This window comes from Lishizhenia sp., from assembly GCF_057456495.1.
This window is the reverse complement of record NZ_JBVCPV010000005.1, coordinates 1-20,685: the sequence shown is the minus strand read 5'-3', so window position 1 is coordinate 20,685 and position 20,685 is coordinate 1. Positions and strand designations below refer to the sequence as shown.

Genomic DNA, 20,685 nt, shown 5'->3' with positions numbered 1-20,685 from the left:
GTTACTTAACGTTTGAATTCTTCGATTACGTTCAAAATTGTTCTAAACGCTGCGAATTTACCAGCAAACAATTCAGTGTGTTCCTGTTGTAATACAGGAGCATGTTCGTCTTGATATTGATTGTATAAATCAACTGAAGGAGAAAAATAAGTAATGGCATAGGTAACACCACCTTCTTCTTCACCGTTTACTCTAGATAAACGAGCTTCAATAAAACAACCCGTATCCAATACATCGTTGATGTGTTTTTCACGCATCCATTTTAACCATGCATTTTCAACGGCTACATCTAAACTTACTGTTACGTTGTATAAAATCATGCTGCAAAAATAGGGATTTCTTCTGCTCTATGCTTTATTAAAGCAAGAGAAAGACAATATATTGTCCTTTTCTGCACTTGGTAAAGTACTCTTGATTTCCGTTGATCGACATTTTGAGGGTTTCCTTCCGAGCGCTGCATGAGGATCTCGTTAACCATTCATCCACAAATAATAGTATTTAGTAAATTATAGAAATGGAGTGTTATAAATCAATTACCTTTGTTAAATATCTGTAAATAATATACGCTTGGGGATATCCTTCATTCATTTATTTAGGGTGTCAATTTGCGAAACGGTTTATTCATCAATGTCTACTACGAATTATATTATTCCGCCAATAGAAGGATTTGATAGCCATAAGCTTCAAATGGATAAGGAAATGCTCAGTGTAATTGAGCATGCTGATACCCATGCGGTTTGGATAACCGTGGGATCAATTGTTATTTGTTCTGCAGTGCTTACCTTTATATTCTTCGAAACTCTTTTATTTCTGAGAAATTGTGAGTGTTTTAAGAAAATTAAAGTGCAGGATATGCATGTGGCTGATATGACCAAACAAAAAGGTGTTTTAAGGTTACTGGCCATAGGAATGCTCTGTGTTTTTATCGTACTTACGAGTCTTGTTTATTTGTATTTCTTTACCTAAATCATGCCCTAATGAGAGCGTGTAGCAATAAAGTTTTAGGTTATAGATAGAATCTGACAAACAACCTTCTCCAATATATAAATAAGTATCATTAAATTTGCACCGGATTTATTGAGGAAATAAAAATAGGTTCTGGGTAACATTAGAAATGAAGTCACAGAACTTTCGCTGGTCAAAAAGCGAATAAGTTGAAAGAGAAATGGATATGAAAGTTCAAGTAGTTAAGTCTAAAATTCACAGAGTAAAGGTTACACAAGCCGATTTAAATTACATCGGAAGTATAACGATTGATGAAGACTTAATGGATGCATCGAACCTGATAGAGGGTGAAAAAGTTCAAATTGTAAACATAAACAATGGTGAACGCATCGAAACTTATGTGATTAAAGGTGATAGAAAATCTGGAGTGATTTGTTTAAATGGACCAGCAGCACGTAAAGTAGCACCTGGAGATTTAGTGATTATTATTGGATATGCCTACATGGACTTTGAGGATGCAAAAAGCTTTAAACCACAACTTTGTTTCCCCAATGAAGAAACCAATATGCTAGACTAAAACTTCAACCATTTGAAAAAAACTATAACCCAAATTATCAAAGTTGTTCTTCCCTTACTCATTGGAGTATACTTAATGTGGTATTTCTATGATGCAATGGATGAACAAGCAAAATCACAGTTTTATCGTGTAATCGATGAAGCGGATTATTTCTGGATTATTCTTTCCTTATTTTTTGGAATGGCCAGTCATTTATCAAGGGCTTGGCGTCAGAAATATTTACTCGAACCACTGGGGTATAAAACCAAGTTTTCGAATAGATATCATTCAATGATGATAGGATATTTGATTAATCTATTGATTCCTAGAGCAGGTGAGCCTGCAAGGGCAGGAGCTTTGTATTCGAGTGAAAACGTTCCTTTTTCGAAAACATTCGGAGCTATTATTGCCGAACGTGTTTTTGATTTGGTGATGTTGGGTATTGTGGTGCTTTTAACGATTAGCATGAGTGGTGAGGAGTTAATCATTATTAAAAATAGCATAGTAAACCCACCTGTTGCTGAAGGTGAAAAAGGCTTCCCTTGGATGTATGTTTTAGGGGGTGCTGCTGTTTTAGGATTAATTACCTTTTTGGTGCTTTGGTTTAAAAATGAAAAGTTTAAGAATAAGTTTGTCAATTTTGTAAAAGAGGTCATTACAGGTGTTTTTGGAATTTTTAAATCAAAAAATCCTGTAGCCTTTATTTTCCATACCGTTCTAATTTGGATTAACTACATTATCTTTTTTGCGATTTGCTTTTATGCATTGCCAGAAACAAGTAACTTTCCAATGAGCGGTTTGTTAATTGGTTTTATCGCAGGTACGGTAGGAATAGCCTTTACAAATGGAGGTATAGGTGCTTACCCTTTGTTGGTAGGTATCGTAGTGAATTTTTATTTAGGTCAACAATTGGGCGATAGTGCAAAAGGTGTTGGAGAAGCACTTGGAATGTTGATTTGGAGTTCACAAACTTTAATGATGATCATCCTAGGATTAATTTCCTTTATAGTAATACCCAGAAAATTTAAAAAAGTAGAACAAGATGCTAGAAATGAAAGATAGATATGCAGCGTTGATGCATAAAGTAGTAGGTGTAGAAGAAGCTAAAAAACGATTGGAAATTTGGAGGCTTACTCCTAGGCAGATTGTTTTTACAAATGGGTGTTTTGATATTTTACACAAAGGTCATATCAGTTATTTGGCAAAGGCTGCTAGCCTTGGTAATCGTTTAGTAATTGGTTTAAATTCTGACGCAAGCGTAAAAGCGCAAGGTAAGGGAGAGGATAGACCCATCAATACTGAAATGGATAGAGCTGCAGTTTTAGCTGCACTAGGATTTGTTGATTTAGTGATTTTATTTGATGAGAAGACGCCTATCAATTTAATTAACGAATTAAATCCACACATTTTAGCGAAAGGCGCTGATTACGATGCTGAAGAAACAGATGAAACAGCAAAAACGTACATCGTAGGTTCTAAAGAAGTAAGAGCCAATGGAGGTAGCGTTGAAACGATTGAATTAGAAGAAGGATACTCTACGACTGCTTTAATTGAAAAGTTAAAGGCATAGTCATAGCTGTTTAATGAAATATAAAAGTCCGAGCAAATAGCTCGGACTTTTTTTGTTAATGTTCTTCAGTTTTTAATAATTCGGGGTGTTTGGCCTTAAATTTATTCAAGCGTGGAATCGATACTGATTTTACATATGGGTTATTGGGGTGTTTCCTTTCGTATTCCTGATGATAATCTTCGGCTGGATAAAAGGCCTCAAAGGGTTCCACTAAGGTTGTTACACGGTCGTAAACTTTGTTCTCCAACAAACTATCGATAAATGCGGTAGCGCTTTCTTGTTGGTAAGGGTAGGAGTAAAATATCTCACTCCTGTATTGGGTACCTCTATCTGGACCTTGTTGATTTAGCGTACTTGGATCGTGTGAATCAAAAAATACAGTAAGCAATGTCTCGTAAGAAATTTCTGTTGAATCATAGTACACCATAACGCTTTCTGCGTGTTTGGTTTTACCTGAGCTCACTTGTGGGTAAGTTGCTGTCGCTGCACTTCCTCCTGCATATCCAGATACTGCTTCTTCAACTCCTTTTACAGATTGAAAAACGGCTTCTACACACCAAAAACATCCACTGGCGAAATAAGCTACTTGTAAGTCATCCAAGTTTTCCTGCTCCGTATTATTTACCTCCTTGTTTGTCTTTTCTGCAGAACCTTGCTGTACTTGATTACTGCATGCAATAGGTAAAGTCAAAAATAGTAGGGGGAATCCTACCAAAATATTTTTAAGAAAAGGCTTCATCATCATCTATTTGTTATTTTTAATGACTCAATTAATATCATGAACCATAAGTTTGTTTTTCTGTGTTGTATTGCGTTGATAGGATGTTCAAGTCCTACTTCTTCGACGAATACTTACGCAGAAACTTACAGTTTGGATGAAATTACAGTTCCCTCTAAGGAAGAACTGATAGATAAAGTAAACGCTGCAGTTCTCTCATTGTTTACGCAGCATCCCATAACCACTGAAATAAAAATAGAAGGTAGAAGTTTTGAGGTAGAGCATTTACCAGATAATTCTATTGCACGAGTAGTAGGTTGTTTTCGGATGGGACCCAATTCGGTAGAACAAATAGAAATACTTTTTGTAGCTGGGAATTTGATGTATTTACGACAAGATATTTTCCAAGGTGAAAATTGTCAAAATGCTAGTGTTTTGATGAATGTAGAGAAGAATTTTTACTTCGAAAATGAAAGAGTACATCAACAGGTTGAAAACGCAAAAGGCCTTTTTCTTTGGAAAGGTAAGCAGGAGCTTAAGCAGCTTGCGGATCAAGTTTGGAGAGCTTTTAGTTAAGTAGTACTTTCTGCTTGTAACTTACGATATCTTTTTCTCGCTTCCGTTACAAATAAACTTCCTTTATGTTCTTTCATTAAACGCAGGTAATACTCCATTGCTTTGGCTTTATCACCTTTATGATTTTCATAAATGATCCCCAATTCCATCAAAGCATTGTCCATTAGAATATCGCCGTTATATTTTGTTGTGATAAGTTCTAAGGCTTCGATGGCTTTATCCCAGTCTTGTAATTCTTCATAGGCTTTAGCTTTACGCAATAGCACTTCGTCTGCAAGGCCGTGGAAAGGAAGAAACTTGAGAATAGAGTCGTATTTTCCAAAAGCTTCCTCATACTTGTGTTGGGCGAGGAGTAAATCTGCATTAGCGAATTGTCGCATGGCAGTATAGTTACTATCCAAACCTAAATTATCTGTAATGAGTAAAGAGAGTTCTAGCGCGTCATTAGCAATTAATTTTGAGGTAGACTGTTTCAAAACTTTTAATTGAGATTGTGCCCATTGAAAATCTCCGGCATAGTAGAATACTTGCGCATTTTTAAATTTAGCTTTAGCTCCTATGGTTTCAAATTTAAATTCACTTTCTACTTGCATGTAGAGTAGAGAAGCTTCCCAAATGTCATTTTGAATAACCAATACATCGGCAAGTGCCATTTTTACCTCAGCTAAGTCTTTTCCTCGAATGCCCTCTATATGTAGTGTGCGTTCCAATAAAGCTTTAGCCGCTATTTCGTCTTGTGAATAATACGTTAGGATATGTGCTAAATCTAAAGCAATAGGAATAACCTGTTTGTTGTATCCGATGCGAACAATTGAAGCCTTGTACGCATTGACAGTTTCTGTTAGTTGTTCTTTATTATAAATTTTGTTTTCTGTAATCTCTAAAAACGAGGTTTGAAGGAAATAGTATTCCCCTTGGTAGTAATAAGGTGCATTTGGTCCAAGTTCTAGTACATACTGAAAAGCTTTTCTAGCCTCAGTGTATGCTTTGTTGTTCAGGGCTATCGTCCCCATTTCTAAAACTTTTTCACCTTGACTCTTGGTTCTTTTGTCTAAAGCTTTTGCTTGTATGTAAGCTGCATTAAATTCTTTGGTTTGGATGAAGGTCCAGATAAGTAAATCAGAGTAAGATGTAGTGTTTGGACTCCTTTGAATATTTTCGAGTAATAGCCTTTTCAATAAAAGTACATCATCTCCTGTTTTGTTCTCAAAATCTATATAGCGGGGCAGAACATTACATACGGTATGAAGCATCCTCTCGTTGTAGTCGAGTAGAGTAATGTATTCGTTTACCATGTCTTCCTTGCGGTCTAAATCACTGTAAACTTGTGCAAACTGGAAATGTAAGGGGTAGGTGTTACCTAAAGATTTTCTTCCGCGTTCCAAAACTTCTAGCGCTAATAAAGGTTTGTTCATACCTCTAAAAGCTGTAGCTAAATTGATGATGTTGGTACTACGTTGTGGATTGTTTTCTATGAGGTCTTCATAGATTTTATCGGCAGATTTTTGATCCCCTAATTCCTCGTAAAGTTTTCCAAGTTGAACGGGATAGTTAAAGTCATTAGGATAATATTCAATTTGTTCTTTCAGCAGTTTGATTCCTGCTTTCTCTCCTTCAATTTCTTGGGTACAAATCAGGAGTTTATCAAAGATAAAACTGCGATGATCTTGCTGGTAAACCTTTTCAAAGTAGGGGAGAGCTTTTTCTAACTCTCCCTTATTGTAATAATATTCAGCTAATTTATAATCCGTTTCCTGACCGTAAATTGTCAGACAAAAAAGTAGAGAAAATAAGATTAGCGTAAATTTCATGTTTAAAATTCTAAGGTTGAAATTAAGGAGTCAACTTTTGGCTTTAAGGTATAATAAATATTTCGAGTCTCCGTAATAGAACGTTCGTAAAGTAGAGACATTGTATCGAGTTGGGCAACATTTGTTTTTTCCTTCATCACATACAGTGGATATTCTTCTCTATTATTTACACCTTCGGTAATGTCGTGTTGAAGATTTTTTAACTGTTCACGTTCTTCGGGTAAGGCCTTTTCAACCTTTGTTTTCATTTTAGTGGCTTTACCTATCGTCTTTCTTACAGATTTGTATTTCGTCAACATACTGCCTAAAGCAATGTTTGTGGTATCTGGACCGGTGTAGTGCTTTTTAATGGTCAATAAATCGTTTCTAACTGTAGATACCATGATTCCGTTAGAATCATCTGGAATAGCAGCCATACGCGCTTCTATGTTGTCTACACTGGTTTCCATCTTTGTGATTTCGTTCAAGTGTTTTTCTATTTCCTGGTCTTTACAAGAAATTAGGGCTAAAGTCAATGTAAGGCCCGCTAATAATATTCGTTTCATACTGATAGTTTTTAACGAAGTTAATGTTCTAATTTTCTTTAATAGAGTGTCTACCTTGTAGTGTAAAAGTCGTTTATTAAAGGTACAAAAAAAGGGATTGTACGAATACAATCCCTTTCAATTATAATGTTGTGATTACAGCTTTCTAGCTACCTCAACTTCTTCGTAAGCTTCAACAATGTCACCAACTTTAATATCGTTGTATTTCTCAATGTTCAATCCACATTCGTAGTTGTTTTTCACTTCTTTCACATCGTCTTTGAAACGTTTCAATGATCCAAGAGCACCTGTGTAGATTACAATACCATCTCTAATGATACGGATGTTAGAGTTACGCTTGATGACACCATCTAATACGTAACATCCGGCAATTGTACCCACTTTCGTAATCTTGAATGTTTCTCTTACCTCTGCAGAACCTGTAATCTCCTCTTTAATATCTGGAGATAACATTCCTTCCATGGCTTGTTTCAATTCATCGATTGCCTTGTAGATTACAGAGTAAAGTCTGATATCTATTTGTTCTGCCTCTGCCAACTTACGCGCTGATGCTTGAGGACGAACTTGGAAACCAATAATGATAGCATCTGATGCACTCGCTAAGTTAACGTCGGCTTCAGTAATGGCACCAACCGCTTTGTGAACGATGTTTACCTGAATTTCTTCCGTTGATAACTTCAATAATGAGTCAGAAAGTGCTTCGATAGATCCATCAACGTCACCTTTAACAATAACGTTTAATTCCTTAAAGTCACCGATAGCCAAACGTCTACCAATTTCATCCAAGGTGATGTGTTTCTGCGTACGCAATCCTTGTTCTCTGTATAACTGCTCTCTTTTCGTAGCAATAGAACGCGCTTCTCTTTCATCGTCCATCACGTGGAACTTATCACCTGCTGATGGAGCTCCATTGATACCTAAGATAGATACCGGAGTAGATGGACCAGCTTCTTTAAGCTCTTGTCCTTTTTCGTTATGCATTGCTCGAACTCTACCAGAGTGACGACCTGCTAAGATCACATCTCCTATACGCAAAGTACCCGCTTCTACTAACATGTTCGTGATGTAACCTTTTCCTTTATCAAGAGAAGATTCAATTACTGTACCTGTAGCGTTTTTATTTGGGTTCGCTTTTAATTCTAATAATTCGGCTTCTAAGATTACTTTTTCAAGTAATTCTTCGATGTTCTGACCTTTCTTAGCAGAGATTTCTTGAGCCTGGTATTTACCACCCCAATCTTCTACCAAGATATTCATTTGAGATAATTGCTCACGAATCTTATCTGCGTTAGCACCTGGTTTGTCAATCTTGTTGATTGCAAATACCATTGGTACTCCAGCTGCTTGTGCGTGAGAAATCGCCTCTTTTGTTTGTGGCATCACGTCATCATCTGCTGCAACAATAATAATTGCAACGTCGGTAACTTGAGCACCACGCGCACGCATCGCTGTAAAGGCTTCGTGACCTGGTGTATCTAAGAAAGTTAATTTCTTACCATCTGGACGAACTACTGAGTAGGCACCAATGTGCTGTGTAATTCCTCCGGCTTCACCTTCTACGATGTTTGCATTTCTAATGTAATCCAGTAAAGATGTCTTACCGTGGTCAACGTGACCCATTACTGTAATAATTGGAGGTCTATCTTCTAAGTCTTCTTCGTTGTCTTCTACCGTAGGGATTGCATCCTGTACTTCGGCAGAAACGAATTCAACTTCGTAACCAAATTCAGAGGCAACAATAGAAATTGTTTCTGCGTCCAAACGTTGGTTAATAGATGCGAAGATACCGAGTGACATACAAGCAGAGATTACCTGCGTTGATTGTACATCCATCATTGAAGCTAATTCAGAAACCGTTACGAATTCTGTCAACTTCAAGATACCTTTTTCCATTTCTGCTGCCATTTCTTCCATCTCTCTCTTTTGAGCGATAGAGTCTCTTTTAGCACGACGGTTTTTAGCACCTTTTGATTTACCACCTCCAGAAAGACGAGCAAGGGTTTCCTTGATTTCTTTTTGGATATCTTTTTCGGTAACTTGTGGTTTTTCAACCTTTTTCTTACCTCTTCCTTTCTTGTTGGCGTTAGCACCACCCGGTTTACGCTTATCGTTCGGGTTTTTAGAAGCTTGTTTGTTTACATCAACCTTCTTAATACGCTTACGCTTACGTTTGTTATCTGAGTTAGAAGTTTTCTTTTTCTCAACAGGAAGTTCAATTTTCCCTACAACTGTTGGTCCTGATAACTTCTTACGTTCAACCTTGATCGTTTCAACTGCCTCTTTTTCCTTCGGTTTGTTCTCTTTTGGAGTTTCCTTCGGAGTGTCAGCTTTTGTTGGTGTAGACTTCGCTACAGGTTTTGGAGCTGGCTTAGAAGTTTCTTTTTTCGGAGTTGGAGTAGATTGAGACTCTTCCTTCTTGTTTGAAGGTTTCTTCTCTCCCTTTTTCTTTTTATCTGGTCTTGTTTTGGTATTGATAGATCCTAAATCTATTTTACCCAAAACTTGGACTTTCATATCTCCACCACCTAAAGTTTTAGAATCTTCTTTAGTGATCTGAGGACTTTTGTCTTCTTCTTTTTTTGCTTCTTCCGCAGCTGGCTCCTCTTCTTTCTTCACCTCTTTTACTTCCTCAGTTTTGACAACTTCCTTTTCGGCCGGAGCAGGAGTTTCTTCCACTTTAGGAGTTTCAGGAGTGTTCTGTTCTTCAGATTTCACCTTAGCAATAGTTTCGTGGACATCAACGTTGTCCTCTTCATCTTTTTGCTCTTTTGCTTCAGGTTTTGTGTTTGAAGCAAGTGTAATTGTTTCACGCTTTTCGCGTTTTAAAGCAGTTTTATTCGCTGCTTCTTTCAATGATTGGTCTGCAGCAAATTGCTCACTCAGCTTATCGAAATGCTCAGGGCTAATTTTAGTGTTGGGATTTGAATCAATCTCCACACCTTGAGTACCCAAGAAATCTACGATGGTAGAAATCCCGACGTTTAACTCTCTTGCTACTTTACTTAATCTTTTTACTTTACCGGCCATATAAAAAGTCCTTCTTGTATTTTTTTTATTACGTAGATAAACTACGAATTAATTCCCGTTTTTGTTACGGTTTATTCATTTTTCTGATGACAAAGTTAGAAGTGTTTCCTATCTATTCAAACTCTGATTCCAATATTTTGAAAACTTCTTTGATAGTTTCTTCCTCTAAATCTGTACGACTCACTAATTCTTCAACACTTAGCTCAAGAACTGACTTGGCGCTATCGCAACCAATTTCTTTCAATTCATCAATGATCCAAGAGTCGATTTCATCTGCAAACTCTTCTAAGTCTACATCTTCTATATCTTCAGCTCCTTCTCTGTATACGTCAATTTCGTATCCAGTTAAGCGACCTGCTAATTTAATGTTATGTCCACCTCTACCGATAGCCAATGAAACTTGGTCTGGCTTCAAGTAAACGTCAGCTCTCATTTCTTCATCGTTTAATTCGATGTTAGAAATTTTTGCTGGAGACAATGCTCTTTGGATGTATAATTGAGGGTTCGTTGTGTAGTTAATAACGTCAATGTTTTCGTTTCTTAACTCTCTCACGATACCGTGAATACGAGATCCCTTCATACCCACACATGCTCCAACAGGGTCAATTCTGTCGTCGTAAGACTCAACAGCAACTTTCGCTCTTTCACCTGGTGCACGCTCAATGTTCTTAATTGTAATCAATCCGTCGAATACTTCAGGAACTTCCAATTCGAACAAACGCTCTAAGAATTCTGGAGCAGTTCTAGAAAGGATAATAACTGGACTTGAGTTACGCATGTCCACTTTCGCAACAACTGCTCTCAACGTCTCACCTTTCTTGAAGTAGTCAGATGGAATTTGTTCTGATTTTGGTAATAACAATTCGTTACCTTCATCATCCAATACCAAGATCTCTTTTTTCCATACTTGGTAAACCTCTCCAGTAACGATTTCTCCGATTCTGTCTTTGTAAACCTTGTATAAGTGATCTTTTTCTAATTCTAAAATTCTAGAAATCAAGTTCTGACGTAAAGATAAGATGTTTCTTCTTCCGAAATCCATGAATTTCATTTCTTCAGAAACTTCTTCACCTACTTCAAAGTCAGGCTCAATCTTAACAGCTTCAGAGTAAGCGATTTCTATGTTTTCATCTTCAACCTCTCCATCTGGAACAATCTCTTTGTTTACCCAAATTTCGAAGTCACCTTTATCGATATTGATAATTACGTCACAGTGCTCGTCTGTTCCGAATTTTTTCTTCAACATCGTTCTAAACACGTCCTCAAGAACGTGCATCATTGTTTGTCTATCTATATTCTTGAATTCCTTGAATTCAGAAAATGATTCAATCAAATTTAAGCTATCCATTTTGCTTCTATTTAAATGAAATTACAATTTTTGTTTCCTTTATATCCGCGTATTGTAAAGCGTGTTCCTCTACAATCGTTTCTTTTTTCTTTCTTCCTTCTATGCGTTCTTTGCGCGTAGTTTCTACAATGATTCCGTTGTCGTCAGCTGCTTTTAATAGACCTTCTAACTTTCCGTTTTCATCGTTGAGTTTTACTTTAACTTCTCGACCAATATTTTTGATGTATTGAGGAACCATTTTTAAAGGTTGATCCAAACCTGGCGAAGAAACGCTCAATTCAAAATCTTGCTCCTCTCTGTCTAAGTTGTGCTCAATGTTACGCGAAACTGAAATGCAATCGTTGATTGCTACACTTCCTTCAGCACAGTCTATTAAAACATTAATTTGATTAGAAGAACTAATCTTAATGTCCACAATAAACAATCCCTTGTCTAGTTCAGCAATACGCTCTTCTGCGAGCTCTCTTACAATTTTTTCACTAATCATATCGATACAAAAAGAGGGGACTTTCGTCCCCTCGTTCTACAAATTTTCAATAAAACTTATGCAAATATAGTCATTTTATTTTAATCTAATAACTTATTGAGTTTCAGATTTCTTTTTTTCTCAAACATCTACTTTATTCAAAGGCATAAAGAACAGGTCTACTAGGAGATGCGTCATTGTCAAAAGGAGCAACCTGAAGGTTGAGTATGTATTCTCCGTCAGTGATGTGATTATCAACATAAATCATTTCCGTAATGGTACGTTCGTGATTTGGATTTTCCGGAACATTCCAGAACTTGTGGTGAAAAGCCAATGCTCCACCATCGCTCTCCCTATCTACACTCGGTAAGTCAAGTAAGAAGTGTTTTACTCCTAATTCATCAAACAAGTCAACAATACTTTTGTCTAAATATGGAGGGTTGGTACTTGAGTAGTTTTGGTGTTTTTTTTCTTCTGTATTCGGAAGTGTACGCAAAACTACTGCGTCTATTTGTTCAGTACCCAGGGCGTTTTTCATATCGTCATATTGAACAACATGGTCAATATCATCGCCATTTTGGATCTCCTTTGGTGTTATAGAAATGACTTTTGCCTTGAAGAAAAATTCCTTCAGGCGTTCATTTACAGAATAAATTTCTTGGGTAATATGACCTAAACATTCGGTATGAGTGCCGTGTCCGTGTGGGTTAAAATAGATGTCCCTAAAGTTCACAGCGCCACCTTGTGCCACTTCTCCAACCCAACCATTTTCCATAACAGGTTCAAAACGCGGAGGCTTTACATACCATGCTCTAGGATTTTCTTCACTGTTGGTTAAGGTTATAGAGATGTCAAGACCTTTTGAAAGGTCTATAGTTTTACCATTTTCAAGGGTAACGCGCATGAGTTTTTTAGTTTAGGCGGGCAAGATAATCAAGATTTAAGAATTCAACAATTGAAAGGTTCAAGAATTCAATGAATTTGGAAGTTTAATGAAAATAAAAAATCCCGATGAAAAGTTATTCATCGGGATTCAAATAAGGTGTATTATACTAAGGCAATGTGCTTAACATGCGCTGATATTCAGTTTTGTAATCTTTATCACCTGTGCAACCTAGGGTTGTTTTCGTGTTGTGGAATTCTTCAATACGATTAGCTGGCGATGGGTGAGTGCTTAAAAATTCAGGTGTTCCACCTGCTCCTTCTTCTTGTAACTTCTCAAAGAAAGAAGCTCCACCGGCTGCATTATAATCTGTTGGACATAAGTACTTCACAGATGCTTCATCAGCCTCTGTTTCGTGTGAACGAGAAAACTTTAAACCAATTAACCCTGCAGTGATTTGCTTAATAGCATCTCTGTTACCCGCTACAACATCTAATAAAAATTGAACACCGTATAGTTTGGTCATTTGACGGGTAGAGTGTCGTAAATCTGCGTGACCTATTTCGTGTCCCATTACACCTGCTAATTGATCTTCAGCATCGAGATATTTCATAAGTCCAGTGTATACATAGATGTAACCACCTGGAGTACAAAATGCGTTTAAGGTATTGTCATCGTGTATAATACGTAATCTCCAACCAAAATCATCCTTGTGTTGTACCGCTCCAGAGTTTAAGATTTTATCTCTCATCTCATATAAGTATTGATATGCTTTTGGATGAGAAGCACTATCTAAAACTGGATATTCTGCTGGGTTTGCATCTATTTCTGCAGCTACCTGAGCTCCTAATTCTTTGTCTTGATCTATGGTGAATAAATTGAATCCACCACCACTGCTACCACATGCCGATAGCGTTAAAGCCACTGTAGAAATGGCAATAGTATTTTTAATGAAACGCTTCATAGTCGAAATTTTATACTTGTGAATATAGGAAAATAGTCAATAGTTGCACAAAAAATCCAAGACCGTATCCGAGTCCAATTTGTTTTAGTGTGTGTTTGTTGAGTATTAGTCGTGATGTAGTTGTTATTATCCCCATGAGGATAACGAAATAAACGATATTCATTTCGAAGTACGACTGTGATTGAAAGTATGCAATAATGAATCCGAGTAAAGATCCTACCCCCATTGCGTGTAAACTAATCTTGGTCCAGCGGGTAATGATCAAGCACATCACAGCGCTTAAAAATCCTCCTAAACTTGTTGCGATTAGAACTTCGGGAATATTTCCTTGCTGTTGATACATTAGAAAACCATACATCAAAAAGAAATAAAAGGCTGTAATGGCAATAGGGTACTTGCGTTCTTCCTTGTCTTCTAACCCCAGTGAACTCACCGTTTTATTCAAGCGCAACATCAGAAGTGAAAGTCCGGGAGCGAGAATAGTAAATATGGTAAACAAACTTAAAAAGCTTGTTTTAATTTCTGGGTTAAGATAAAAGAGGGAGTAGCGTGCATAGAAATTCTCAGGCACACTGGGTATGTAAAGCGTTAGCAGCAATCCATACAACGGCATGAAGAGCGGTAGAAATATAATTGATGCGACTTTGGATAGAAATTTCACTAGAGTTCTTTTCTTAATCGTGCAACTGGAATATTTAATTGTTCTCTATATTTTGCCACGGTTCTTCGAGCGATGTTATAACCTTTATCCTTGAGGAGTTGAGCTAATTTTTCGTCGGTCAAAGGTTTACGCTTGTTCTCATTATTTACCGCATCAGATAAAATACTTTTTACTTCACGCGTAGAGACTTCCTCTCCAGAATCTGTAGATAAGCTCTCTGAGAAGAAGTACTTCAATAGCTTCACACCATAAGGTGTTTGTACATATTTAGAATTGGCAACACGAGAAATCGTAGAAATATCAAGGTTTACGATTTCTGCAATATCCTTCAAAATCATAGGTTTGAGCTCTGTTTCATCCCCTGTTAAGAAGTATTGATATTGGTAATTCATGATGGCGTGCATCGTAGAATATAGTGTGTTTTGTCTCTGTTTTATGGCATCAATAAACCATTTGGCTGAGTCTAACTTCTGTTTTACGAAAGTAACAGCTTCTTTGTCAGACTTGCTCAATTTTGCTCCTTCTGAAATGTTACGCAACATTTTCTCGTAGCTTCTACTCACTTTCAAATCTGGAGCATTTCTACCGTGTAGGGCTAATTCAAGTTTACCGTCCTGTTCTGTAATAATGAAATCAGGGGTTACTTGTTCTAAAGATTTCGATGAACTTTTTAATGAACCTCCCGGTTTAGGGTTGAGGCGTATGATTTCATCTATCGCCGCCTTGAGGTCATCGTCGTTAATCTCAAGTTTCTTTAATATTTTCTTGTAGTGCTTCTTGGTGAATTCTTCAAAATGGTCTTCCAAAATTTTCTTGGCCGTGTATCTTGTGATATCTCCATTCTGACGCCTATTGATTTGTAGTAATAAACATTCTTGCAAATCTCTGGCACCAACACCTGCTGGGTCTAAATCTTGAATTACCTCCAGTAACTTTTCAAGTTCCTCTTCAGTGGTCATGATATTTTGAGAAAAAGCCAAATCATCTACGATGGCTTCTAAATCTCTTTCTAAATATCCTGCATCATCAAGGTTTCCAATAAGGGTTTCGGCGATCATGTAATCGTCGTCACTTAAATTGCGGAGGTGTAATTGTTCTTTGAGTCGTTCTTGAAACGAAGACCCAGAAGACAAGGGAACGGATGTTTCATCGTCATCCTTTCCCTTGTTGGATGTTTTAGTTTTGTACGAAGGCTCATCGTCTGACAAATAATCGTTGATATCGAAATCATTATCGTCGTTGTTGTTGTCGTCGTACTCTGTATCTTGTTCGTTAGAAAAATCGTCTTCTACTTCTTCTTTACCTTCTTCGAGCGCTGGATTCTCCTCAATTTCTTGCTTAATTCTTGCGTCGAGTTCCATGGTCGGAACCTGCAACAATTTCATCAATTGAATTTGCTGCGGCGATAAACGCTGTTCAAGCTTTTGTGATAGGGATTGTTTTAATGCCATGCTCTAATATTCTGAAGTAAAATTTACGTTTTTTCTCCGAAATAATTCTGCTTTTCTTTTAAAATTCTGCGTTCTGCGGAGTTCTTGGGAAAGGAATTACGTCTCTAATGTTGCTCATACCTGTTACGAACATCACCATCCTCTCAAATCCTAGGCCAAAACCTGCGTGAGGAACCGTTCCGAACTTACGCGTATCTAAATACCACCATACGTGCTCTTCTGGAATATCGAAATCAGCACATTTTTGTTTCAATACATCGAGTCTTTCTTCACGCTGAGATCCTCCTACGATTTCTCCAATTCCTGGGAATAAAACGTCCATTGCAGCAACGGTTTGCTTTCCTTCTTCACATCCGTCGTTGTTACGCATGTAGAAGGCTTTGAATGATGCTGGGTAATCTGTGATGATTACTGGCTTTTTAAATTCTTTCTCCACTAAGAAACGCTCGTGTTCCGACTGTAAGTCAGTACCCCATTCTACCTCGTACTTGAATTTCTTTTTCTTGTACGGCTTAGAGTTACGTAAAATTTCAATAGCTCTTGTATATGTGATGCGCTCGAAATCGTTGTTGGCAACAAATTCTAAACGCTCTTTTAATCCCATTTCATTTCTCTCAGCAGCAGGTTTCATTTTGTCAGCATCAGCTTCACGCTTCGCTAAGAAATCTAAATCGTCTGCACAGTTTGTTAACACGTAGTTACAAATGTGCTTTAAGAAATCTTCTGTAAGATCCATGTTGTCGTTCAAATCATTAAACGCAACCTCTGGTTCTACCATCCAGAATTCTGCTAAGTGACGAGATGTGTTTGAGTTTTCAGCTCTAAATGTAGGTCCGAAAGTATACACTTGACCTAAAGCTGTAGCTCCTAATTCTGCTTCTAACTGACCAGATACGGTTAAGTTCACTGGTTTTCCAAAGAAATCTTCTGTGTAATCAACTTCACCTGCTTCATTTAATGGAGTATTGTTGGGTTCGAAAGTCGTTACCTTAAACATTTCACCTGCACCTTCTGCATCAGATCCAGTGATGATAGGTGTGTGTAAGTAGTAAAATCCTTCTTTGTTGAAGTAAGAATGGATGGCAAAAGAAACCGCGTGACGGATTCTGAAAACTGCACCAAATGTATTCGTTCTAAAACGTAAATGTGCCTGTTCTCTCAAGAACTCTAAAGAGTGTTTTTTAGGTTGCATTACCGTTTTTTGAACCTCGTCTGGGTTTGCTTCACCTAAAACTTCTACCTCCTTTACTTGAATTTCAACCGCTTGTCCAGCTCCTTGAGACTCAACCAAAGTACCTGTAATTGCTACAGAGGCACCTGTAGTAACACGCTTTAAAATTGCCTCGTCGAAATTTTCGAAATCTACAACAGCTTGGATATTATTGATTGTTGATCCATCATTCACTTGGATAAAGCGATTACTTCTAAATGCTCTTACCCATCCCTTGATCAATACCTCAGCGTTCACCTCTGGAGCGCTCAACAATGTTGCGATTTTCGTACGTTTCATTCTTCTTGTATTTATAGAAAGACAAAAATAAGAAGTCTATTGATATGGCAACAAAAAATCAGTATGGAGTTTGAGTAAAGCGCGATGCAATCGCGCACTAGCTGGTGGATGGAGAATGGAGTGCAAGGTGCGATACAATCGCGCACTAGTGATGTGTTAAAAATTCTTCCACTTATGCAATATACGGTTTGTGCTTTTCTTGATAATACGTAAGGAGAAGATTGCTCTGGTTATTCCGTAAATGGGGATGGCTAGAACGAAAGCACTTGTCATTTGTGAATGATTGTTGATTATACTAAATCTAGTATTGAATAATAAAAGTGAAACAAAAAGAAGTAAAAAAACAAGTGAGGTAAAAAAGAGCCGTTTTGCTTTCTTTTTTTGTTTTGGATAAGATGACAATAATTCAGCATCAAATGCAAATTGATCTAAAAGTACGTGGATAGTATCCTCGTTTTTCCCCATCGATTGGAGCTTATCTCGGTAATAGGACCTGTTGATACTTCCTTTTTTATGAGCTTCCAAGTAGTTGTTGAATAGTTGGTACATGGTGTTGTATTAATTATCTACTCTTGAATTTTCGCTAGTATAGCTTTCATTTTTTGAGGAGAAGTTTCTAAATAATTCATGGAGTACATGTTATTGCTCTCATCTTTCACCCAATCCGTGGCACTGAAGTGAACAGCGTTGGGCTGTATGTAGTCGCAAAGTTCTTTTACATTCTCTGCGTTGATGCCTCCACCTATCATCACTTCAATTTCAGGTTGAGAATTCATTAGCAGGCTCAGTTGCGCTTTGCCTTCTTCAACATTTTTGCCTCCCCCAGAGGTTAATACCCTGTGAAAACCACAGTTGATAATGGATTGCATGTCTTCCATGTAGTTTTGACTACTATCTATGGCCCTGTGAAAGGTACACGCTAATCCGTCGGCAGCTTCGAGTAAATGAAGATTTTTGTTGAGGTCGAACCTATCATCATCATCCATAACACCGAAAACTACTCCTTTTGCACCCAAACTTTTGGCCAATAATATATCTTGTTGCATCACCATTATTTCATCCATAGAATAGTTGAAATTCCCGACGCGTGGCCGAATTAAAACATGACATTCTGCATGAACATTTTCTACCGTTGCGGCAATAGCTCCAGGAGAAGGGGTAGTTCCACCTTGTTCCAGATTAGCACATAATTCCACCCTTTTGAATGGAAGACCATTGCTTTTTAAAGCTGAACTATAACTGGCTGCGCACAATTCTATTTCCATGTTATTTTTATTTCGTCGATGAATGTCCAAGGATTTTGACCCGCTCCTTCATTACCCGCGGGGATTTTATCCTTTGGTATCACTACAAGTTTAATATATCTATAGGAGTTGTAAAGTTGAACATGGGTAATTTCTTCTGTCACCTTAGGGGAATTAATGGTATGGTAATTTACCTTGTCATTACTGCCCAGTACACTAACTTTTTCTGGTAAATAGATCCAGCTCCCTTCTGCTTTTAAACAACTCAATTGTAGGTTGTACACCTCTCGTTCTTCTTGTAAATCGAAAATAGCAGTTATGGTATCACCGCTGTAGCCTAACCAATCGGAGCCGTTCCAAGGTCTTCGACCGTATACACCATTTACTAAAGTAAAACTTCCACCGTTGTTAAATTTTGGGTGGGGTTGAGTAAGACTATCTATGGTGCATCCTGTACTTTGGCTTAAATAAATGGTAATTTCTTTCTCTCTGTCTTCCATACCTTCCGCATAAGTGGAGAGGTAAATGGTGTCTTCTATTTTGTATTCTGGTAAAGTTAGTTTGAAGTTTGTTTTACTACTTGTGCTAATGTTTCTAAAATTGGTAATGGTGGGGAGTAAAGGGTTTTGATTCACTACGGAAACATTCAAACTTCCCATGCTGTCAGATTTTAAAATAAAGTTGGCATCTGCAATGGCTTTTGAATAATGGATGCCTTGACTTTCCAAGTAGGGAAGTTGATGGTCTATGATTTTATCTAAAAACTCCGTATAACTCGGAGCCCTTTTATTCCATAATTTTTCGCTTAAAGCCAAGGCTCTTGGATAGGTCATATACATCAATTGATCAAAGTCTGGAATGTATTCAGTCCATAAGTTAGCCTGACCCCCTAGGATGTATTGGTGATAGCTGGAGTCTAAAGAAGGTGGAATGGGGGAGAATTGATAGACTTTCTCCAAAGGTAAATACCCGCCGATAGCCAAAGGTTCATTCGGATTATCAGATTGGTAGTAATCGAAATAACAGTAGGTAGTGGGCGACATCACTACAGGGTGTTTTGCTTGAGCGGCTTTAATACCTCCTTGCATCCCACGCCAACTCATTACTGCGCAGTCATCGGGTAATCCACTTTCTATAATTTCATCCCAACCTATGAGAGTTTTATTGTGTTTTTTAAGGTGTTGATTGATCTCTTTAAGGATGTATCCCTGAACTTCATGTTCATTGTGTAAGTGGTGTTTTTTGATTGTTTTTTGACAGTGTTTACACCCTTCTCGTTGTATGCTAGGCGCTTCATCTCCCCCTATATGGAAATAAGAAGAGGGGAAAAGCGGAGCTACTTCATCAATTATATCTTTTAGAAAATTGAGGGTTTGTTTTTTAGAACAAAAGACTTCGTTAAAGATACCCCAGGTTGAAGCTACAGGTAATTCTTCCTGCGAACAGCCTAGTTTGGGGTATGCAGCTAAGGCCGCACGCGCATGACCGGGCATTTCTATTTCCGGTATTACCTCTATGTGCAACTTGGTAGCATAACTTACAATGTCTTTCACTTCTTCTTGCGTGTAAAAACCTCCGTACCTTTGATGTTCGTATCCTTTCTCGAATTCGTTAAAATGTCCAATTTTAGTGCTATCTCTATAAGCACCTATACCTGTTAATGCTGGGTATTTTTTAATGGCTATTCGCCATCCCTGATCATCTGTTAAATGCCAATGAAATTTATTGAATTTGTAATGTGCCATAGTGGCCAAAAAATCTTTGATTTCATCTGTGCTAAAGAAATGTCTACTACAATCAAGATGTAACCCACGCCAGCTATAGTCAGGATAATCATAAATGTGTGCTTTTGGAAGTAGTATTTCATGCTCATCATTCATTTGTATAAGTTGTAGTAAACTTTGAAAGCCCGTAAAGGCAGCCGCTTCGCTGTCATAGTACAGATGAATTTCTCCCTGTTTTATTTCTAATGTGTAGCTGTCTTTATCCGCTGTTTCTTTGTAGTAATTAGCATGTAAAAAGAAATTGGGGCGGATGAGGATAGAGGCATTCACGTCCGTTGTGAAGCTATTTACCTTCACCTTCTGCGTGTTGGTGTTTAAGCTTTCTATTAATTGAAGTTGAGAAGGGTTTTCTACCGTAAAAAATACCTTACCAAAATTGAATATCTCAGTAGAAACTACGGTGCTTATTTTAGGTGCTGGCAGTAGCTTACTAGGTTGGGCAAAGCTTACCAGTGTAAGAAGGGTGAAGAGGGTCGTTAACAGTTTTCTCATGCCTTAAAAATAAGATTTAATTGTGTCTTTCCCCCTCTTTAAAATCGGGGGTCGCGCTATACATTCTACGCTTCAGTATAAAGTTAGCAACACCAGCACCTTTCATTGGGCTTCTATTGTCGCCCATAAAAGTT

The 20,685-nt window shown here is 37.6% G+C and carries 19 protein-coding genes; 5 read left to right on the top strand and 14 right to left on the bottom strand.

Annotated features, from left to right (window positions below; translation table 11 throughout):
• Positions 1 to 5: 5 nt before the first annotated feature.
• Positions 6 to 320 carry a DUF4286 family protein gene (locus AC22ZQ_RS00890; protein ID WP_318956689.1) on the bottom strand — a complete coding sequence of 105 codons (315 nt, stop codon included), beginning with the start codon at positions 318 to 320 and terminating at the stop codon, positions 6 to 8.
• A gap of 307 nt (positions 321 to 627) precedes the next feature.
• On the opposite strand from AC22ZQ_RS00890, the gene AC22ZQ_RS00885 reads away from it, so the two are divergent.
• From AC22ZQ_RS00885 to rfaE2, 4 genes are all read left to right on the top strand, one after another.
• The gene (locus AC22ZQ_RS00885) at positions 628 to 966 is read left to right on the top strand and encodes a hypothetical protein (protein ID WP_318956688.1); all 339 of its coding nucleotides are present in this window, start codon (positions 628 to 630) and stop codon (positions 964 to 966) included.
• A 205-nt stretch (positions 967 to 1,171) separates the two neighbouring features.
• Positions 1,172 to 1,522, top strand: coding sequence for an aspartate 1-decarboxylase (gene panD / locus AC22ZQ_RS00880; RefSeq protein WP_318956687.1), 351 nt, complete (start codon positions 1,172 to 1,174; stop codon positions 1,520 to 1,522).
• A gap of 12 nt (positions 1,523 to 1,534) precedes the next feature.
• Positions 1,535 to 2,563 (top strand): lysylphosphatidylglycerol synthase transmembrane domain-containing protein, encoded by a 1,029-nt coding sequence (locus AC22ZQ_RS00875; protein WP_318956686.1) that lies wholly within the window; start codon positions 1,535 to 1,537, stop codon positions 2,561 to 2,563.
• Positions 2,544 to 3,071, top strand: coding sequence for a D-glycero-beta-D-manno-heptose 1-phosphate adenylyltransferase (rfaE2, locus tag AC22ZQ_RS00870; protein WP_318956685.1), 528 nt, complete (start codon positions 2,544 to 2,546; stop codon positions 3,069 to 3,071). The genes AC22ZQ_RS00875 and rfaE2 overlap by 20 nt, the downstream gene beginning before the upstream one ends.
• A gap of 55 nt (positions 3,072 to 3,126) precedes the next feature.
• On the opposite strand, the gene msrA is transcribed toward rfaE2, so the two are convergent.
• A complete protein-coding gene (gene msrA, locus AC22ZQ_RS00865; protein WP_318956684.1) occupies positions 3,127 to 3,816 on the bottom strand; it encodes a peptide-methionine (S)-S-oxide reductase MsrA in 690 nt (229 codons plus the stop codon).
• Positions 3,817 to 3,849: 33 nt separating this feature from the next.
• On the opposite strand from msrA, the gene AC22ZQ_RS00860 reads away from it, so the two are divergent.
• Entirely contained in the window at positions 3,850 to 4,365 is a 516-nt protein-coding gene (locus AC22ZQ_RS00860) for a hypothetical protein (protein WP_318956683.1), read from the top strand.
• Here AC22ZQ_RS00860 and AC22ZQ_RS00855 read toward each other — a convergent pair.
• The 12 genes from AC22ZQ_RS00855 to AC22ZQ_RS00800 form a co-directional block, all read right to left on the bottom strand.
• Complete coding sequence (locus AC22ZQ_RS00855; RefSeq protein WP_318956682.1) at positions 4,362 to 6,176, bottom strand: tetratricopeptide repeat protein; 1,815 nt, start codon at positions 6,174 to 6,176, stop codon at positions 4,362 to 4,364. The genes AC22ZQ_RS00860 and AC22ZQ_RS00855 overlap by 4 nt on opposite strands.
• A 2-nt stretch (positions 6,177 to 6,178) precedes the next feature.
• Positions 6,179 to 6,721: a hypothetical protein gene (locus tag AC22ZQ_RS00850; protein WP_318956681.1), complete on the bottom strand. Its 543-nt coding sequence runs from the start codon at positions 6,719 to 6,721 to the stop codon at positions 6,179 to 6,181.
• A 135-nt stretch (positions 6,722 to 6,856) separates the two neighbouring features.
• Positions 6,857 to 9,748, bottom strand: coding sequence for a translation initiation factor IF-2 (gene infB / locus AC22ZQ_RS00845; protein ID WP_318956680.1), 2,892 nt, complete (start codon positions 9,746 to 9,748; stop codon positions 6,857 to 6,859).
• Between the two features lie 112 nt (positions 9,749 to 9,860).
• The gene (nusA, locus tag AC22ZQ_RS00840) at positions 9,861 to 11,096 is read right to left on the bottom strand and encodes a transcription termination factor NusA (protein WP_318956679.1); all 1,236 of its coding nucleotides are present in this window, start codon (positions 11,094 to 11,096) and stop codon (positions 9,861 to 9,863) included.
• 7 nt (positions 11,097 to 11,103) lie between these two features.
• Positions 11,104 to 11,583 (bottom strand): ribosome assembly cofactor RimP, encoded by a 480-nt coding sequence (rimP, locus tag AC22ZQ_RS00835; RefSeq protein ID WP_318956678.1) that lies wholly within the window; start codon positions 11,581 to 11,583, stop codon positions 11,104 to 11,106.
• 133 nt (positions 11,584 to 11,716) lie between these two features.
• Entirely contained in the window at positions 11,717 to 12,466 is a 750-nt protein-coding gene (locus tag AC22ZQ_RS00830) for a cyclase family protein (RefSeq protein WP_318956677.1), read from the bottom strand.
• 148 nt (positions 12,467 to 12,614) lie between these two features.
• Complete coding sequence (locus AC22ZQ_RS00825; RefSeq protein WP_318956676.1) at positions 12,615 to 13,409, bottom strand: M48 family metalloprotease; 795 nt, start codon at positions 13,407 to 13,409, stop codon at positions 12,615 to 12,617.
• Positions 13,410 to 13,419: 10 nt separating this feature from the next.
• On the bottom strand, positions 13,420 to 14,022 hold the full coding sequence (locus tag AC22ZQ_RS00820; protein WP_318956675.1) for a hypothetical protein: 603 nt from the start codon (positions 14,020 to 14,022) through the stop codon (positions 13,420 to 13,422).
• A gap of 47 nt (positions 14,023 to 14,069) precedes the next feature.
• Positions 14,070 to 15,521 carry an RNA polymerase factor sigma-54 gene (gene rpoN, locus AC22ZQ_RS00815; protein WP_318956674.1) on the bottom strand — a complete coding sequence of 484 codons (1,452 nt, stop codon included), beginning with the start codon at positions 15,519 to 15,521 and terminating at the stop codon, positions 14,070 to 14,072.
• A 58-nt stretch (positions 15,522 to 15,579) separates the two neighbouring features.
• Positions 15,580 to 17,031: an asparagine--tRNA ligase gene (gene asnS, locus AC22ZQ_RS00810; RefSeq protein WP_318956673.1), complete on the bottom strand. Its 1,452-nt coding sequence runs from the start codon at positions 17,029 to 17,031 to the stop codon at positions 15,580 to 15,582.
• 566 nt (positions 17,032 to 17,597) lie between these two features.
• Complete coding sequence (locus tag AC22ZQ_RS00805) at positions 17,598 to 18,296, bottom strand: copper homeostasis protein CutC (protein WP_318956672.1); 699 nt, start codon at positions 18,294 to 18,296, stop codon at positions 17,598 to 17,600.
• The gene (locus AC22ZQ_RS00800; RefSeq protein WP_318956671.1) at positions 18,287 to 20,551 is read right to left on the bottom strand and encodes a beta-N-acetylhexosaminidase; all 2,265 of its coding nucleotides are present in this window, start codon (positions 20,549 to 20,551) and stop codon (positions 18,287 to 18,289) included. The genes AC22ZQ_RS00805 and AC22ZQ_RS00800 overlap by 10 nt, the downstream gene beginning before the upstream one ends.
• Positions 20,552 to 20,685: the final 134 nt, after the last annotated feature.

Coding starts and splice junctions, on each gene's coding strand:
- rimP (WP_318956678.1), bottom strand. CDS start 11,583: ATGATTAGTGAAAAAATTGTAAGAGAGCTCGCAGAAGAGCGTATTGCT.
- AC22ZQ_RS00825 (WP_318956676.1), bottom strand. CDS start 13,409: ATGAAGCGTTTCATTAAAAATACTATTGCCATTTCTACAGTGGCTTTA.
- AC22ZQ_RS00885 (WP_318956688.1), top strand. CDS start 628: ATGTCTACTACGAATTATATTATTCCGCCAATAGAAGGATTTGATAGC.
- AC22ZQ_RS00860 (WP_318956683.1), top strand. CDS start 3,850: ATGAACCATAAGTTTGTTTTTCTGTGTTGTATTGCGTTGATAGGATGT.
- AC22ZQ_RS00805 (WP_318956672.1), bottom strand. CDS start 18,296: ATGGAAATAGAATTGTGCGCAGCCAGTTATAGTTCAGCTTTAAAAAGC.
- rfaE2 (WP_318956685.1), top strand. CDS start 2,544: ATGCTAGAAATGAAAGATAGATATGCAGCGTTGATGCATAAAGTAGTA.
- rpoN (WP_318956674.1), bottom strand. CDS start 15,521: ATGGCATTAAAACAATCCCTATCACAAAAGCTTGAACAGCGTTTATCG.
- msrA (WP_318956684.1), bottom strand. CDS start 3,816: ATGATGATGAAGCCTTTTCTTAAAAATATTTTGGTAGGATTCCCCCTA.
- asnS (WP_318956673.1), bottom strand. CDS start 17,031: ATGAAACGTACGAAAATCGCAACATTGTTGAGCGCTCCAGAGGTGAAC.
- AC22ZQ_RS00830 (WP_318956677.1), bottom strand. CDS start 12,466: ATGCGCGTTACCCTTGAAAATGGTAAAACTATAGACCTTTCAAAAGGT.
- AC22ZQ_RS00800 (WP_318956671.1), bottom strand. CDS start 20,551: ATGAGAAAACTGTTAACGACCCTCTTCACCCTTCTTACACTGGTAAGC.
- AC22ZQ_RS00855 (WP_318956682.1), bottom strand. CDS start 6,176: ATGAAATTTACGCTAATCTTATTTTCTCTACTTTTTTGTCTGACAATT.
- infB (WP_318956680.1), bottom strand. CDS start 9,748: ATGGCCGGTAAAGTAAAAAGATTAAGTAAAGTAGCAAGAGAGTTAAAC.
- AC22ZQ_RS00850 (WP_318956681.1), bottom strand. CDS start 6,721: ATGAAACGAATATTATTAGCGGGCCTTACATTGACTTTAGCCCTAATT.
- panD (WP_318956687.1), top strand. CDS start 1,172: ATGAAAGTTCAAGTAGTTAAGTCTAAAATTCACAGAGTAAAGGTTACA.
- AC22ZQ_RS00820 (WP_318956675.1), bottom strand. CDS start 14,022: ATGCCGTTGTATGGATTGCTGCTAACGCTTTACATACCCAGTGTGCCT.
- nusA (WP_318956679.1), bottom strand. CDS start 11,096: ATGGATAGCTTAAATTTGATTGAATCATTTTCTGAATTCAAGGAATTC.
- AC22ZQ_RS00890 (WP_318956689.1), bottom strand. CDS start 320: ATGATTTTATACAACGTAACAGTAAGTTTAGATGTAGCCGTTGAAAAT.